This is a genomic window from Anaerobacillus sp. ABD4_527 (genome assembly GCF_056160805.1).
This window is the reverse complement of sequence record NZ_JBSWXZ010000001.1, coordinates 1,532,805-1,549,887: the sequence shown is the minus strand read 5'-3', so window position 1 is coordinate 1,549,887 and position 17,083 is coordinate 1,532,805. Positions and strand designations below refer to the sequence as shown.

The window sequence follows — 17,083 nt, the reverse complement described above, 5'->3', positions numbered from 1 at the left end:
CTATTAGAAAAATCAGAAATATAAAGACGGGGTGTGTACATGCAACCTACCGTTCCGATCATTGAAACAAAACTTGTGCCACCAGCATTGAAGGATACATATATTTACCGGGGATCCGTAATAAAAAAGCTGAAAGAAGTTATGAGTTATCCCATCACCATCGTTCATGGAGGAGCGGGTTATGGAAAAAGCACGATTCTGAGTCAGTTCGTTAAGCAATGCAAGGTACCGGTGTGCTGGTATACAGTGACAGAGTCTGATGATGACATTTTCCCTTTTATTCATTATGTGGTTTATGCTGTTCGAAAGAAGTTTCCTTCCTTTTGCAAAGAACTCCTCGAAGTTATATCGAATATGGATTACTGGGTCAGCGAAGAAGACCTTCAGTTATTAAGTGCCCTATTTATCAACGAATGCGCAAAGATAGAATCAGACCTCATCATCGTCGTCGATGATTTTCAACTCGTTGATCACGTGTTTATGATTAATCAATGGATTGAGAAAGTCATTACGCTTCTTCCTTCGAATGTTCATCTCCTAGTGTCAACTCGCATGAAGCCGAAATGGAATAGCCTGATTAAACTAAGCGTGAGTAATAGAATGCTAGATATAGGTGAGAGTGACCTATCGCTTTCTGGTGAAGAAACGCGTGTTTTTCTAACTGATTTTTATGAAGCGGCTATTTCGGAAGAACAGGTGAAGAGCATTCATTCTTTAACAGAAGGCTGGATCATCGCAATCAATATGATTGGAAGTCAATTGTCACAAGCTGATGAAATCGACTCGATACTAAGTTTTACTCATACGTCGATGGAAGAGCTCTTTTCTTACCTTGCTCAGGAAGTTTTCAACAAACAGTCTACAGAAGTTCAAGCGTTCTTGCTGGACTCTGCAATCTTTCAGGAACTCAAGGCAGAAGAATGTGATCACGTCTTAAGTCGACCAAACACGGGTGAGATGCTGGAGGATTTGTTTTCTAAGAATCTATTTATTCAAAAAGTCGATCACAATCGCTACCGATATCATGCTTTATTCAAGGCATTCTTAACGAGGAGAGGTACTGAGCAACAATGTGAACGGATGAAGAAGCTTCGGTACTTATTGGCACAATACCTTGAAGAAACGAATTGTTATGAAGAGGCAGTCGTCCATTATATAGAACTTCATGATGAGTCTTCCCTTGCTCGAGTTCTTCTTAAAACGAGTGAGAGGATGATTCATTACCGTCAGCTTGAAACGCTACTTGATCATTTGAACGCTCTTTCTGATCATATCAAAGACCATTATTATCAGCTATGGTTGTACGAGGGAGACGTATGGCGCTACCGGTCTTATTACGATCGCGCCTTTACATGTTACAAGAAAGCAATTGAAACTGCTAAATTAAATGAAGACGATCTCATTATGAGCAGAGCGAACGAAGGAATTGGAAACATCTATTTAGATACGATTCAGCCTGGAAAAGCAGAGCGCTTTCTAGCTGAAGCGATCCATTATCTTGACCGAACAGATAAAAACCATCCTGATAAGGAAAGGTTGTTTCGTCTCCTTGCTGAAAACCTTGTAAATTCTGGTCAAGCTGCGAAAGCCCTTAACTGGTATGTGAAAAGTGAAGGAGACGCATCATGGATTGCTGGAAATCTGGATGCTCGTTTGTTATTGCGTACAGGTAAGATATTTGAGTCAAGAGAACTTCTCCTTAATCGAAATTCATCGAAAGAACAATTACCTCAATCACATCGCGAAACGGAACTTTTGCTTTCTCTGCTAGAATCGCTAAGCGGTAATGGAGATCGAGCTAAAGAACTTGCGCAGCAAGGGATACAGCAGGGAATACAACAGGGTTCAGCGTTTATCGAAGCATGCGGATGGATAAGAATGGGTCACGCAGTGGCAATATCAACACACTATGAAGAGAAGTTAGCGGTAAACTGCTATGAAACAGCGTTAGAATTAATGGACTCTATAAAAGTCGATCGAGGAAAAGCGGAACCTTTCATGGGTCTTTGTGCGATGTATGGAAGAAAGGGAACGTGGGAGCGTGCAAAAGAATATGGAGAGCGTGCTCTTTATGAAACGAAAAGAGTAAAAGATGAATGGCTCTCTACTCTTATTAAACTATGTATCGGGCGATCTGCCTTCTATAGCGAGCAGATACTCGATGCTGAGAAATGGCTTCTTGAAGCCTATCGCTCTGCAAAGTCGTGCGGAGATGGTTACGCTGAGATGCTTGCTGCGATGTGGCTGGCTTTTTTGAAAAAGGATGTAGACGACTTCAAAACGTATGTGAGTGTTTTTCTTCAGAAGGTTCAAATTGAAGAATATGAATTCTTATTCAAGAAGAGAACAACCTTTGGCCCGAAAGATCTGCAGCAATTTCTGCCTCTTCTTCTCCAAGCAAAAGAGTCAGGAGTTTATGAATCTTACATTTCAAAGCTACTCGATTCATGGGGATATAACCACATAGAATCACATCCTGGCTATACGCTTCGCGTTAAGACGCTTGGAGAATTTAGTGTATCGCTCGGGGACAACGTTCTTGATCATAAGATGTGGCAGCGTGAAAAAGGAAAAGAACTATTTCAATATTTACTTGTTCGTCGAAATGCCTTCGTTCGAAAAGAAGAGATTTTCCATGACGTTTGGCCCGATACAGATGAAACCAATAGCCAGAGAGATTTCAAGGTCGCGTTTAATGCGTTGAACAAAGCGCTTGAGCCGGATCGTAAAAAAAGAGGGCAGCCATACTTTGTGATTCGTCAAGATTCCTCTTACGGTTTTAATAGAACGGCAGTTATTGACCTAGATTGTCATCATTTTGAACATTGGATAACGGAGGGGTTGAAAGAAAATCGTATCGTTCAATCTAAAAAACTGCTAGAAAAAGGTTTGCAGTATTACGGTGGAGACTTTTTGACTGAGAGGCGAGTCCAATGGGCTGAGGTTGAGCGTGAACGTCTTCGCCAGCTTTATGTGAGAGGCTTAGAAAAATTAGCTCAGCTATTTATTCGGTTGTCTGAGTTTGAGAAGGCGATTCCGATTTGTAGAAAGATTATCGAAGTCGATGCGCTGTGGGAAGAGGCATACCGACTGTTGATGTATTGTTATTACCAACGAAACAACCGACCTCAAGCAATGCGGTTGTATAGGGAGTGCACGATTAAACTTCGTGAAGAGCTTGCGGTAGAACCTATGGAATCCACAAAACAAATGTACGATATGATCTGTTCTGAAAACGTTTCCTTTCATGTATAAGATCGCTTCTTTAGAAGAAGCGGTCTTTTTTATTTGTAACTCGTGTGTAACTTCATCCCTGTAAGCTATTCCTATAGAACCAACTGAATGAAAAGGGGGAAGAAGTTCGTGCGTAAACTCGTGGTTTTGACGATGGTGTTATCTCTTATTTTAGGTGCCTGTAGTTCAAACTCTCAGTCCTCAGGGGAAGCGAACAATGGTGATGGTAAGGAAACGATTAAGATCGGAGTGCTCGCTTCATTAACCGGAGCACTTGAAACGTACGGGAATCAAACGAAACAAGGATTTGAGCTCGGACTGGACTATGCGACTGATGGAACGATGGAAGTTGAAGGGAAGAAGATCGAAGTCGTTTATGAAGATACTGAAACGAAGCCGGAAGTTGCAGTGCAAAAGGCAACAAAACTTCTTGAAGAAGATGAAGTCGACTTCTTAGTTGGATCATCAAGTTCAGGAGACACGCTTGCAGTTCTTCCGTTAGCAGAGGAATACGAACGGATCATGGTCGTTGAACCTGCAGTAGCAGATAGCATTACAGGCTCAGAATACAACGACTATATCTTTCGAACAGCCCGAAGTTCTTCTCAGGATGCCATTGCTGGAGCAGCTGCGATAGCAGGTGAAGGAGTTAAGATCGCAACGTTTGCACCAGACTATTCTTTTGGGATCGATGGGGTTGCGGCATTTAAAGAGGCTGCAGAGGACCTCGGTGCTGAAGTTGTACTTGAAGAATACGCTGACCCAGCTGCAACAGATTTTACTCCAAACATCCAAAAAATAATTGAATCTGATCCGGATTACTTGTTTGTCATTTGGGCAGGTGCGAATTCACCTTGGAATCAGATCAGTGATATGAAGCTTCAGGAAAAAGGAATCAAAATTTCGACTGGAGCTCCGGATATCGCAGCATTAAAGACGATGGAACCGCTAGTCGGAATGGAAGGTTTTTCGGTGTATTATCATAGCTTGCCAGATAACGAGGTGAACGATTGGCTAGTAGAGGAACACAAGAAACGTTATGACGGGGCACTACCTGATTTGTTTACTCCTGGAGGAATGAGTTCAGCGATTTCCATCGTAGAAGCACTAAAACAAACTAAAGGTGATACAACAGCAGAAGGATTGATCGATGTGATGGAGGGCATGTCTTTTGAAACACCTAAAGGGACGATGACTTTCCGCGAAGAGGACCATCAAGCGCTTCAAACGATGTACGCAGTAAAGCTTGAAAAGCAAGATGGTGTTGATCATCCTGTACCGGTACTTATCCGTGAGCTTTCTCCTGAAGAAACAGCACCACCTGTTCGTAACTAATTAGCTAATGAGAAAAGGTGCTGCTATAGTTTTTGCGCAGCCCTTTTCTATGTATGTTAGGAGGTTAGTACATGAGTATATTGGAAGTTCAAGATTTAACGATCGCATTTGGCGGGCAGATCGCAGTAAACTCGGTCGATCTTACCATTGAGGAGAAGTCGTTCACATCCATCATCGGACCAAACGGAGCTGGTAAAACAACGTTGTTCAATTTATTGAGTGGGCAGCTGAAGCCGACCAAAGGAAGTGTTCTATTGAAGGGAGAGGACATTTCGAGCCAATCTCCTACCGTCCGAACTCGAAAAGGGATTGGCCGCTCTTTCCAGATTACGAATGTGTTCCCTAATTTAACAGTTTTGGAGAATGTACGTCTAGCCGTTCAGTCACAGGCTGGAGTTCGATACCAAATGCTCAGGCATTTCCGAGGTTATAAGAAAATGACGGAAGAAGCGTACGACTTACTAGATCAAGTGATGATGGCGAAACAAGCAGACGCTCTTGCGAGTAACCTAGCACATGGTGAAAAGCGAAAGTTAGAAATTGCAATGTTGTTAGCATTAAAGACGGAGCTGCTCCTGCTCGATGAGCCGACAGCCGGCATGTCACTAGAGGAAGTGCCTGCGATATTGAAGATAATTGAAGATATTAAATCATCAGGTGATCGGACGATTCTACTCATCGAACACAAGATGGATATGATTATGAATCTTTCAGACCGAATCATCGTCCTCTTTAATGGCAGATTGCTCGCGGAAGGCACCCCACACGAGATTATGAATAATGAAACAGTGCAGAATGCGTACTTAGGAGGCTTATACGATGACCACACTGCTTGAGGTGAATGATATCCAAACCTATATAGGGCAGTACCATATCCTCCAAGGTGTTTCTTTTCAGGTGAAAAAAGGAGAAGTGACGGTTCTACTTGGTAGAAACGGCGCTGGTAAAACAACGTCTCTTCGTTCAATCATGGGCCTTACGCCTATTACTGAGGGTCAAATCATGCTTAACGGAACGAATATATCAAAGCTTGCAACCTATCAAATCGCAAATAGAGGAATCGGATTTGTGCCAGAAGATCAGGGGATTTTTGGCGAATTGACGGTGGAAGAGAACATGAAGATTGCAATGCAGAAACAGGATGAAGCGACGCTTAACCGTTTGGATAAGATGCTTACGCTTTTCCCTGACTTGAAAACCTATTGGAAAAAACAAGGTGGGTACTTGAGCGGAGGGCAAAAGCAAATGCTATCGATTGCGAGAGCTTACCTGAATGAAAATGAATTATTACTTATCGATGAACCTAGTAAGGGGCTTGCTCCGATTGTTGTTGAAAAAGTGATGGAATCGATTATGGAAATGAAGGATGAGACGACGATCGTCCTGGTCGAACAAAATTTCAGAATGGCGATGGGTGTTGGTGATACGTACTACATTATCGATGATGGAAGAAGTGTTGAATCTGGAAACATGCAGGAACTCGCAGACAATGAAGAGTTAAAGCGTAAGTATCTCGGTATCGCATAGAAATGAGGTGAAAAGGTGGATCTTTTGCTAAATTTAATGATTAATGGACTTGCGACAGGTATGCTGATCTTTCTACTAGCAGCAGGGTTAACGCTCATCTTTGGTCTTATGGATGTATTGAACTTTGCCCACGGTGGCTTGTTTGCCTGGGGAGCATATAGTGGCGTGTGGGTGTACGGCATGACTGGAAGTTTTGTTATGGCGATCGTTGGTGCACTATTAACTGGGATTATCCTCGGCTATGTAACGGAACGGTTCATTATTCAGCCAGTGTATGGGAATCATGTCCAACAAATCCTTATCACACTCGGACTGATGCTTGTTCTATCGGAAATGTTGAAGGTCGTATTCGGACCAAATCAGATCGTAGCGTCACCACCCGATTATTTATCAGGAAGCTGGCAACTAGGTGATGTTGTCATCATTAAGTATCGTGCATTTATCATTCTTATCGGTGTACTCGTGTTTGCGCTCGTTCATTATGTTCTAAAGAACACTAAAATCGGTCTTACAGTAAGAGCGGGTGTTATGAACAAAGAGATGGTGCAGGCCCTTGGAATCAACATTAAAAAAGTATTCATGCTTGTTTTCATGATTGGATCTGCGATGGCAGCTCTTGGTGGTGTGCTTTTAGCTCCATATTCCGGCGTTATTTATGCCGAGATGGGGATGGACTTTGCTATCCTTGCCTTTATCGTTGTCGTAATTGGTGGAATGGGGAATTTTGTTGGCTCGCTTTTTGCAGCGATGTTGATCGGCCTTTCAGGAGCTTTCATGACGTATTATGTTCCTGACCTTTCTCTCGCAGTAAATATGCTGCTGATGGCTGTCGTGCTCGTTGTTAAACCACAAGGTCTATTCGGTGCAAAGGGGTGAGTAAATGTTAAGGCAACTGAACAAAAGTCCTGTATGGATACTCATATGTAGTGCAGTTCTCATTGTATTTCCGTTTGTGAATGACTCTAGAAGCCTTATGATATTACTCACTCAGATCTTTATTCTAGCAATTTTTGCGATGAGCTATGATCTACTGCTCGGTTACACTGGGATCGTTTCGTTTGGGCATGCGATGTTCTTTGGAATTGGTGCGTATTCTACGGGAGTGTTGTTGAGTCGATTCGAACCGACGATGCTTTCACTTCTTATTTCCATTGCAGTAGGTATGCTCATCGCCTCAATCGTTAGTTACTTCGTTGGTTTACTGACATTAAGGCTCAGCAATCATTTTTATGCGATGTTAACACTTGCACTTGCGGGATTATTTCTTGTAGTAGCTGAAAAATGGCGCTCTCTCACTCTAGGAAACGATGGGTTTACATTTCGAGTGCCGGACATAATGAGAGATCGTCTTTCATTTTATATGATTTGTTTAATTCTCATGGTCGCAGTTTTCTTCATCTTGCTTAGGCTTACAAATTCGCCGATGGGTAAAGTGCTCGTAGCGGTTCGTGAAAATGAAGCACGAACGCAGTCGCTTGGCTTTCACACAATTCACTACAAGCTTATCTCAAGTGTTGTTGCAGGTATGATCGCAAGTCTCTCAGGTTCGTTGTACGTGATGTCACTTCGTTTTGTAAATACGAGTGTGTTCGCACTCGATGTTACGCTAGATGCCCTTTTGATGACGATTCTTGGAGGAGTTGGAACGTTGATCGGTCCAATTATTGGTGCGGCGATCATCGAGGTTTCTCATCACTGGTTATCTGAGCTAGGAAAATCTTATGCCATTTTTGAGAGATGGATTATCTTCTTTGGAATCTTATATATCTTAGCGGTGATGTTCTTTCCAAAAGGCATCGTTGGATCGCTTAAAGAGATGAGGTGGAAAAAGCGGAAAACGAAGGTGAAGACTGAAAATAAGAATAAGCGAATGGCAGGGTAGGTGAACGCATGACGATTGGAATTGTAAGTTCAGGTGTTTATATTCCAGATTCGTATATTACAGGGGTAGAAATTGCTGAAAAAGCAGGCTTACCAGTAGATGTAGTAGAAACAAAGTTAGGCATTAAGAGAAAAGCAGTTCCAGGAGATGATGATCATACATGTGAGATGGGGATTTATGCTGCGGAAAGAGCTTTAAAGGAAGCGGGTATGAGGGGAAAAGACATCGACCTTGTCATCTACATTGGAGAAGAGTACAAAGAGTACCCTCTCTGGACGGCAGCTCTTAAGACGCAGGATGCCCTCGGAGCACATCACGCGTGGGGGTTCGATGCTGCGTTGCGGTGTGGCACGACCATTATGGCTCTGAAACTTGCTAAAAGCTTGATGCTAACAGATGAAGAAATCACGACTGTCCTTCTTGCGGGTGGATATCGAAATGGAGATCTTATCGATTACTCGAACGCACGCACGCGCTTTATGTTTAATCTGGGGGCTGGTGGAGGTGCACTCATTTTACAAAAAGGCTATAAGAAAAATCGGCTTATGGAGTCGCACGTCATGACCGATGGTTCTTTCTCTGAAGATGTTTTTGTAACCGCGGGTGGTACGAAGAATCCGATTACGGTTAGAGAATTAGAACTCGGTACCTATCGATTAGATGTTAATGATCCGGTTGGGATGAAGAAAAGGCTCGAACAAAAATCAATGGATAATTTCTTATCAGTTATTCGAAATTCACTTTATAAAAGTGGAAAAAAGGAATCTGACATCGATTATGTTGCGATGCTTCATATGAAACGATCTGCACACGATTATGTCCTAAGTGAGCTTGGTCTCACCGAAGAACATTCGATTTACTTGGAGGAATATGGACACATCGGACAAATCGATCAGATTTTATCGCTGAAGCTAGCTGAAGCACAAGGAAAGATTAAAGCAGGTGATGTAGTCGTGCTAGTATCTGCAGGAATTGGTTATGCATGGGGAGCAACAACGATAATATGGGGAAACGAGGAGGAAATTTAATGATTACAATACCAACTGTTCAGAAAGTCAGCCTTCCTAATGGAGAAGTGATGGGATATCGAAAACGAGATGGAGGAGAAAAAACAATCTTACTCGTTCATGGTAATATGACATCTTCAAAACATTGGGATCTTTTCTTCGAAACATTTCCTGCTTCTTATACGCTGGTTGCGATCGATATGAGAGGGTTTGGCGAATCTTCTTATAACAAAAGAGTTGAGGGAATAGAGGACTTTGCTCAAGATCTTAAATTCTTTGTAGATGAGCTAGGATTAAACGATTTTACGATGATCGGCTGGTCCACTGGCGGAGCCGTTTGCATGCAGTTTGAAGCGCAGTACCCTGGATATTGCGATAAGATCGTCCTCATTTCTTCTGCTTCAACAAGGGGTTATCCTTTCTTTGGGACGCATTCTGACGGGACGCCAGATCTTAACCAAAGGCTGAAAACAGTTGACGATATAGAAAAAGATCCGATGAGAACGATCCCGATTCAACAGGCCTATGATACGGGCAATCGAGCGCTTCTAAAAACGATTTGGAACTCTCTTATCTACACCCACAATCAGCCTGAAGAGAAGCGTTATGAAGCTTATGTAGATGATATGATGACACAGCGAAATCTTGCTGATGTTTACCATGCATTAAATACATTCAATATTAGTAGTGTGACAAATGGGTTAACTGAAGGAACAAATCAGGCAAATCTCATACGTATCCCTGTTCTCGTTTTGCGTGGAGAACGAGATCTTGTTATCTCAAAAGAAATGACAGAAGAAATCGTCGAAGACCTTGGTACGAATTCAACGTACAAGGAGTTGTCTGCATCCGGTCACTCTCCATTCATCGATGATTGTGATCAGCTTACGAATATTATTACTGACTTTTTAGAGAACTAGGAGGAGTATTATGAGGTTGCAAGATAAGGTGGCTGTCATTACGGGAGGAGCGAGCGGTATTGGTTTAGCTGCGACGGAACGTTTTGCCAAAGAAGGCGCGCGCGTTGCTATGCTAGATTTACAAGAGGAAATTGGCAAGCAAAAAGCGGAGGAATTACAAGCTGAAGGATACCGTGTTACGTTTTATCAGCTTGATGTATCGAAGGAAGATGAAGTACAAAGGACGATAAACGAGATCGCCGAGGTAAACGGAACAATCGATATCTTAATTAATAATGCCGGCATTACAAAAGACAGTATGCTGCACAAAATGAGCGGTGAAGCGTTTAAGAACGTGATGGATGTTAATGTGAATGGTGTTTTCTACTGCACGCAGGCTACTGTACCTTATATGGTAAAACAGGGTAAAGGAAAGATCATCAATACCTCTTCTGTTAGCGGTGTGTATGGAAATGTTGGTCAAACGAATTATGCTGCTTCAAAAGCAGCTGTCGTAGGAATGACCAAGACATGGGCAAAAGAATTGGGTGGCAAAGGCATTAACGTGAATGCCGTGGTTCCAGGCTTTACTGAAACAACTATGGTTGCCGCAGTGCCGGAGAAAGTAATCGAAAAAATGGTTGCGATGGTGCCTGTAAAGCGTCTTGGTAAACCAGAGGACATCGCAAATGCATACTTGTTTCTGGCGAGTGAAGAAGCGGATTACATTAATGGAACGGCGCTTCATGTAGATGGCGGTATTATGATGTAAAGTCTCATGCTTACGGTTGGGAGGGATGAAGCGAAGTGGAATTGGATTGGATGGAAAAACGAGCAAATCTATTCCCAGATGATTGCGCGTTAATCGATGGTGTTTCACGTGAAGAATGGACGTATAAGCAGTTGAATGATAAAGCTATACAGCTGGCGGCGTTTTTACAAAAGAACGATGTGGGGAAAGGTGATCGGGTTCTGGTGCTCTCCCATAACTCACTCGACATGTTTGCTTTGTTATTTGCTTGTAGAAAAACTGGATCAGTATTTGTTCCACTAAACTGGCGTCTTTCTAATAAGGAAATTGCTGAGTTGATTGAGGATTCTGATCCTTCCCTCCTCATTTTCGATCGTCATACGAAAGAACTTGCAAAGTTATGTGTAGATCATATGCTGCTATGCATCTCATTTGAGCAAGCGATGGTAATGGATGGAATATGCCCCTTATCTCTCACAGAAGTGACCGAAGATGACCCGTGGATGATGATCTATACAGGTGGAACCACAGGAAAATCAAAAGGTGCTGTCTTATCATATCGGTCGGTTAACTGGAATGCATTTAATACCGTGATGAGTTGGGGGTTAACGCAAAAAGATACGACGTTAACCTATCTGCCTATGTTTCATACAGGAGGGCTCAACGCGCTCTCGATCCCGATATTAATGGCCGGAGGAACCGTGATCGTTGCAGACAAGTTTTCACCAGGTGCTGCAATAACTTTATTGCATGACTTCAAGTGCACGATTGTTCTGTTTGTTCCCACTATGTACCATATGATTGTGACAGAACCTATTTTTGATCGTATATCCCTAGATTCAGTTGATGTCTTCTTGTCAGGTGGAGCACCTTGCCCAGAGTATATTTACGAAAAGTTTTCTGAGCGGGGACTCGCGTTTAAAGAAGGTTACGGATTAACGGAAGCAGGTCCTAACAACTTTTATATTCATCCAAGAGATTCTGCTGCTAAAAGAGGTTCAGTTGGAAAAGCGATGTTATTTAACGAAGTGAAAATCGTCACTGATAAAGGTGAGGAAGCTAGCGTAGGAGAAGTCGGAGAATTACTTATTAAGGGAAACCATATGTTTAAAGAGTATTTTCGTAATGAAGATGCTACGAGAAAAGCAGTACAAAATGGTTGGCTTCATACTGGAGATATGGCGAAGCGAGATCAAGATGGCGATTATTACATTGTTGGCAGAAAGAAAGAAATGATCATTTCAGGTGGTGAGAACATCTATCCAGTTGAAATCGAGAATGCCTTGCTTCGATACCCAGCGGTTGATGAAGCAGCAGTCATAGGCATTGAAGATGAAAAATGGGGACAAAAATCAGTTGCTTATATCTCATCACATTCTCAGGTAGATATTGATCTTCTAAAGGCATTTTTAAAGCAATCACTTGCTGCATATAAAGTTCCCATGGAAATCAACGTAACAAAAGAGCTGCCAAAAACGTCTGTAGGTAAGATCGATCGAGTTAAGCTCGTACAACAAGCCTGTAATCAAGTGAACGTAACAAACATGGACGTGTGATAAGATATCATATATGAAACGGACCCAAATTGGGTTCGTTTTCTTTGGTTGACCGCATAGACTTGTATAGCGAAAGGAGGAGAAGCGTGAAGAAAGTAGCGTTATTAATCATGATGCTCGGTTTACTTATGAATCTAGTTCCTGAAAACACTGCATTTGCATGTTCTTGTGAAAAACCAAGTGTAAAAGAAGTTTTGGAAGAACCGAATACCGTCATTTTCTCTGGAGTGGTGAAAGGAATTGATGAAAACAAAGGGTTGTTTACGGAGTCCACTGCAGATCCGGTTTCAGTTTCATTTCAAGTTGAAACAACGTATAAAAATCTCGACCGATCGAGGGTACTCGTTTCAACAGCAAGAAGTTCGGCAAGCTGCGGATATGAGTTCGAAGAGGGGAAAGGATATTTAGTATACGGATATGAACGAGAGGGGTCCATCGAAACGAATTTCTGCACCCGAACAGTAGCGTTATCTGAAGCAGGGGGAGATCTACTGGCTTTAGGTGGAGGAGTCACGCCATCAGTCGAGGTTGAGGAGCCGTTGGGCGAGAAAGACAGCGATTGGATCATCTGGATGATTTCAACACTCATCGTTATCATACTTGTGTTATACATACTAAAACGACGCATAAATCGAATATAATTACCTAATAAAAAGTAATCTCTACTATGCATAGAGTTGCTTTTTTTTTATGGAAAAACCCTAGTTTCCCGGGTGGTTTTTATGTTTTCTTTCCTATGATATAGTTTGTGAGGTTTGATAGTTTGATAACGAGATTGAAAGGAGGAACCCTCATGCGTGAACGATTGATAAGGTGGAGCTTTTTCTTTATAGGATTAGCTATTCTTGGGTTAGGGATTGCGATGACGATTAAAGGGAAAGCTTTTGGCATTGGTCCATGGGACGTTTTTCATTATGGATTATATACACAATTTGGATTAACGATTGGAACATGGTCCATCATCACTGGGTTCATCCTATTAGGCTTCACTTCTTTATATACGAGGAAATTACCAAAGTCAGGCGCTTTACTCAATATGCTTCTTCTAGGTATCTTTATAGACCTTTTCCTATTCATATTACCTGATCCTGTATCACTTCTTTCTCAAGCAATATTCTTCTTGATTGGATTACTAGTGCTTGGTTATGGAATTGGAGTTTATGTTGCGTCTGGATTAGGTGCCGGTCCAAGGGATGGAATTATGCTGCTTCTTGTTGAAAAAACAGGATGGCGAATTGACTGGGTACGAAATGGAATAGAAGTGACTGTCCTATTAGCAGGTTGGGCATTAGGTGGCCCTGTGGGGATTGGAAGTATTGTGATCGCCCTATTATTGGGTAAAGTGATCGGGTATGCATTGCCACAATGTAAGTGGCTTCTCGCAGCTATCCTTTCTTACGACAGTAATAGAGGAACACCATTTGTAAAGGAATCATCGCATTAACATGAAACTAGAATTCTTAATCGGATTCTAGTTTTTTTGAATGTATTAAATCTGAATATTCTTTACTTTTGTAATCGTGCTTACAGTTATTGATTTCTAATTGTTTTATGATAAAAGTATCAAATGAAAGGATGTGAGGTTCAATGTCTGAAGTAGCAACAGCTAAAACTGTCTCCGAAGTCAGACCATCTTTCGCAAAATCTTTAAAAGCATCATTGGTTGGTGGAATTGTAGCTGGAATCATTTTCGGTATTCTTATGCAGATGATGGGTCGTATGGGCATGGTCGCAGGATTGATGGGAAGTGAGAGTGTAGCAGTCGGTTGGATCGTTCACATGGCGATCAGTATTGTCTTTGCACTGGGATTTGGTGCAGCAGCAGTACTCACATCGAAAACCTACCTTCTCGGTGTTGTTCACGGTATTGCGATTTGGATTATTGGTCCTCTTCTCGTGATGCCAGCGATGATGGGAATGGGAACGATGATCGGACAGGCGTTTACATCCGGGCAAATGATGAATCTAGGAACACATCTTATGTTTTCACTCATTCTCGCATTCGTTTATAAGAAGGCTAGATAAGTTTAAAAAGTGGATTTAAGATCAAGCTAAGAAATCACACCTCATTTACAGGTGTGATTTTTTCGTGTCTAACCTTTTTGATAGTGTGTTTAAAGTGATTTTATTAAGTTAGTGTAAATTCTAAGGAGTGAAATTGCTTATTCAAAGTGGATGATTTATAATGATTCCGAAAATCAATATCGATTTTCGATATTGGCATTCTTGATGAGGAGGTACTACTTGGATAATAAAGTATTGAGAAAACTTTTCTTAGGCTTCATACAAATTCATATCTTGCACCATGCGAAAGAAGAAGCGATTTATGGGTCTTGGATGTTGGAAGAGCTGCATGAACACGGGTATGAAATTAGTGCTGGCACCCTATATCCTATCCTGCACAATATGGAAAAGGACCTGCTGCTGGATCGGGAAGATATCAACGTGAATGGAAAGATTAGAAAGTACTATCGGATTACTGACAAGGGAGATTCTGTCCTTCAGGAAGCTCGAGCTAAAGCCTTTGAACTCTTTAAAGAAATTAAATGATTAGGAGAGAACGAATTGAGTCAAAAGAAGAATAAGATACAAACTCTTATAGAAATCTTATTTACATCTACAAAACTAGGATTAACTTCATTTGGTGGGCCGGTCGCGCACCTTGCTTATTTTAAAGATGAATATATCGATCGACGAAAGTGGTTAAATGAGAAAACCTATGCAGACTTGATCGCGTTATGTCAATTTCTTCCTGGTCCGGCAAGTAGTCAGGTTGGAATTTCTATAGGAATATTACGTGGGGGAATCCTTGGTGGAATTACTTCCTTTTTCGGTTTTACGCTTCCTTCCGTTATTGTTCTTGTCATTTTCGCATTACTCTATCAAAACTTTACTTTGGCTGATGCGGGCTTTATTCATAGTCTTAAAATAGTCGCAGCCGCTGTTGTCCTACACGCCCTAATTGGCTTAGGTAAAAAACTTACACCAGATAAAAGCAGAATGGCCATTGCACTTGCTGCTGCCCTCATTATGTTGCTGTATCCTTCCGCATGGGTTCAGATCATCATCATCTTAGCAGCTGGAATGGTAGGCTTGACTTTGTTTAAAAATAAAGCAGAATCAAAGATTGAGCCTTTCTCCGTTAATATCTCGAAGAAGACAGGTATTATTTCGTTAACTGTTTTAGCAATTTCTCTTATTTCCCTGCCTATCCTTGCGAAAGCAGTTAACAACCCGTTACTGGATATTTTTGATATCTTCTTCAGAGTAGGTTCCTTAGTCTTTGGTGGCGGTCATGTAGTATTGCCTATGATCGAACGAGAGCTTGTCCCTCAAGGCCTTCTGTCTCCAGATGAGTTCTTAGCAGGGTATGGTATGGCACAGGCCGTTCCGGGCCCATTGTTTACTTTTTCTAGTTATCTCGGGACGATGATGGATGGGGTAACGGGAGCAGTTGTCGCTACCATAGCTATTTTCCTACCATCTTTTCTACTTATTATTGGAGCATTACCGTTCTTAAGTGAATTACGTAAGCGGGCTTCTTTCCAAGGCATATTAATGGGAGTTAACGCCAGTGTGGTAGGGATTCTATTGGCGGCTTTCTATGATCCAGTCATTGAAAGTTCCATCTTTGACGGTTCTGATTTTGCTTTAGGTGCTATCTTATTTGCTTTGTTAACGATTTGGAAAGTGCCAGCGTGGCTTATCGTTATTTTAGGTGTAGTTGGAGGAGTTATTCTGAATTTATTAGGTTTCTAAAAAGGAATAGAAGGTTGAATGCAAGATCTATTATGTTGAAGTCAAATCTTCTCCATGAGCTTACCTTTGATTAGGTAAGCTCTCTTTTTATGAAAAAAAGATTGAGTTGAATGTTGTAATTTGAAATAATTGGTATTGAAACGTTAGACAAATATTAAAGTACAAATAATTAAATGAAAGATGGGGAAATAGGAGATGCAAAACTGCAAAAGATGTGAAGGAGATATATTTGTTAAAGTACCAGAATACGAAAAAGAACTGACTGTCTGTTTAAATTGTGGGGAGGTAGTTTCAATACGGTTCGTAAATCCAAGTATATTAAAAAAATATATCAATTCCGATCATCTGAAATAGCCAAAAGCTTATTATCTTACCCAAATAGAATTGTGAGATATTACTTATAGATTATTAATCTAGGCCCACGCTTTTTTGCTTATATTAATGCAGTGTTGTTTAATTAAAAGTTCGAGGTAAAGAATGGTGGATTATATGAACAAAGAAAAACGATTAAGAATACTGGCTGTTTCTAGCTTGGTGTTGAGTGTGAGTGTTTGGATTCCAAACATAGTGTTCCAAGTTGCAAGTCCTTTTTGGTTGCTAACATTTATTATGGCTCCGGTTGGTATAGTTTCTGCAGCGTTGATAAAAAACTATTGGCTAATTGGATCGAACACACTTATGTTGTTTAGCTTTTTTATTTTGATGTTTATTGGTCATTTTTCGAATTACATAACTAGTGGTAAACCCTGAAAGAAAATCTTAGTTTGTTTGTACTAGGGGAAAGTGGACCAATTAAAAAGAGTTGCAGTTTGAAACTTAATGAAGTTGTAGTCGTAGTTTATATAAGAAGGACTTCATTCATGTATAGTTCTTAATCAAAATAGCCCACTTGAGGATATACTCTTTTATAAGGAACATATAGTAGTTTTTAGGAGGGGTAATGTTATGGAGAGAAGATGCCCAGAATGCGGTGGAGTAGAGTTTGATAAGGGTACAGACCATATGCCCATTAGACCAATAAACAAGAAGTTTTCAATGAAGGCCTTACAAAAAGTTTATACTTTTTGTTTAGGGTGTGGAGAGGTAATTTCTACAAAGGTCGAGAACCCTACTAAACTAACTAAATAAGAAGC

16 protein-coding genes are annotated in these 17,083 nt (G+C 41.2%); all 16 read left to right on the top strand.

The window, feature by feature from the left end; genetic code table 11:
* The first annotated feature begins 39 nt into the window (after positions 1 to 39).
* The 16 genes from ACXAHI_RS08145 (at position 40) to ACXAHI_RS08070 (ending at position 17,078) form a co-directional block, all read left to right on the top strand.
* Entirely contained in the window at positions 40 to 3,255 is a 3,216-nt protein-coding gene (locus tag ACXAHI_RS08145) for a BTAD domain-containing putative transcriptional regulator (RefSeq protein WP_474847105.1), read from the top strand.
* Between the two features lie 87 nt (positions 3,256 to 3,342).
* The gene (locus ACXAHI_RS08140; protein ID WP_474847104.1) at positions 3,343 to 4,569 is read left to right on the top strand and encodes a substrate-binding domain-containing protein; all 1,227 of its coding nucleotides are present in this window, start codon (positions 3,343 to 3,345) and stop codon (positions 4,567 to 4,569) included.
* Positions 4,570 to 4,640: 71 nt separating this feature from the next.
* Entirely contained in the window at positions 4,641 to 5,405 is a 765-nt protein-coding gene (locus ACXAHI_RS08135) for an ABC transporter ATP-binding protein (protein WP_474847103.1), read from the top strand.
* Positions 5,389 to 6,096 carry an ABC transporter ATP-binding protein gene (locus ACXAHI_RS08130; protein ID WP_474847102.1) on the top strand — a complete coding sequence of 236 codons (708 nt, stop codon included), beginning with the start codon at positions 5,389 to 5,391 and terminating at the stop codon, positions 6,094 to 6,096. The genes ACXAHI_RS08135 and ACXAHI_RS08130 overlap by 17 nt, the downstream gene beginning before the upstream one ends.
* Positions 6,097 to 6,111: 15 nt before the next feature.
* Complete coding sequence (locus tag ACXAHI_RS08125) at positions 6,112 to 6,972, top strand: branched-chain amino acid ABC transporter permease (RefSeq protein ID WP_270179730.1); 861 nt, start codon at positions 6,112 to 6,114, stop codon at positions 6,970 to 6,972.
* A gap of 4 nt (positions 6,973 to 6,976) precedes the next feature.
* Positions 6,977 to 7,978 (top strand): branched-chain amino acid ABC transporter permease, encoded by a 1,002-nt coding sequence (locus ACXAHI_RS08120; protein ID WP_474847101.1) that lies wholly within the window; start codon positions 6,977 to 6,979, stop codon positions 7,976 to 7,978.
* 8 nt (positions 7,979 to 7,986) lie between these two features.
* A complete protein-coding gene (locus ACXAHI_RS08115) occupies positions 7,987 to 9,006 on the top strand; it encodes a 3-oxoacyl-ACP synthase (RefSeq protein ID WP_474847100.1) in 1,020 nt (339 codons plus the stop codon).
* The gene (gene phaZ, locus ACXAHI_RS08110; RefSeq protein ID WP_474847099.1) at positions 9,006 to 9,905 is read left to right on the top strand and encodes an intracellular short-chain-length polyhydroxyalkanoate depolymerase; all 900 of its coding nucleotides are present in this window, start codon (positions 9,006 to 9,008) and stop codon (positions 9,903 to 9,905) included. Before ACXAHI_RS08115 ends, phaZ begins: the two co-directional genes overlap by 1 nt.
* 10 nt (positions 9,906 to 9,915) lie before the next feature.
* Positions 9,916 to 10,656, top strand: a complete 741-nt coding sequence (fabG, locus tag ACXAHI_RS08105) for a 3-oxoacyl-ACP reductase FabG (protein WP_474847098.1) — start codon at positions 9,916 to 9,918, stop codon at positions 10,654 to 10,656.
* A gap of 35 nt (positions 10,657 to 10,691) precedes the next feature.
* A complete protein-coding gene (locus tag ACXAHI_RS08100; RefSeq protein WP_474847097.1) occupies positions 10,692 to 12,191 on the top strand; it encodes a class I adenylate-forming enzyme family protein in 1,500 nt (499 codons plus the stop codon).
* An 86-nt stretch (positions 12,192 to 12,277) separates the two neighbouring features.
* On the top strand, positions 12,278 to 12,832 hold the full coding sequence (locus ACXAHI_RS08095; protein WP_474847096.1) for a hypothetical protein: 555 nt from the start codon (positions 12,278 to 12,280) through the stop codon (positions 12,830 to 12,832).
* Positions 12,833 to 12,984: 152 nt separating this feature from the next.
* Positions 12,985 to 13,635: a YczE/YyaS/YitT family protein gene (locus ACXAHI_RS08090; protein ID WP_270179724.1), complete on the top strand. Its 651-nt coding sequence runs from the start codon at positions 12,985 to 12,987 to the stop codon at positions 13,633 to 13,635.
* A gap of 143 nt (positions 13,636 to 13,778) precedes the next feature.
* A complete protein-coding gene (locus tag ACXAHI_RS08085) occupies positions 13,779 to 14,216 on the top strand; it encodes a hypothetical protein (protein WP_474847095.1) in 438 nt (145 codons plus the stop codon).
* 219 nt (positions 14,217 to 14,435) lie between these two features.
* Entirely contained in the window at positions 14,436 to 14,741 is a 306-nt protein-coding gene (locus ACXAHI_RS08080) for a PadR family transcriptional regulator (RefSeq protein ID WP_474847094.1), read from the top strand.
* Between the two features lie 15 nt (positions 14,742 to 14,756).
* Positions 14,757 to 15,950: a chromate efflux transporter gene (chrA, locus tag ACXAHI_RS08075; RefSeq protein WP_474847093.1), complete on the top strand. Its 1,194-nt coding sequence runs from the start codon at positions 14,757 to 14,759 to the stop codon at positions 15,948 to 15,950.
* A gap of 945 nt (positions 15,951 to 16,895) precedes the next feature.
* Complete coding sequence (locus tag ACXAHI_RS08070; RefSeq protein ID WP_474847092.1) at positions 16,896 to 17,078, top strand: hypothetical protein; 183 nt, start codon at positions 16,896 to 16,898, stop codon at positions 17,076 to 17,078.
* Positions 17,079 to 17,083: the final 5 nt, after the last annotated feature.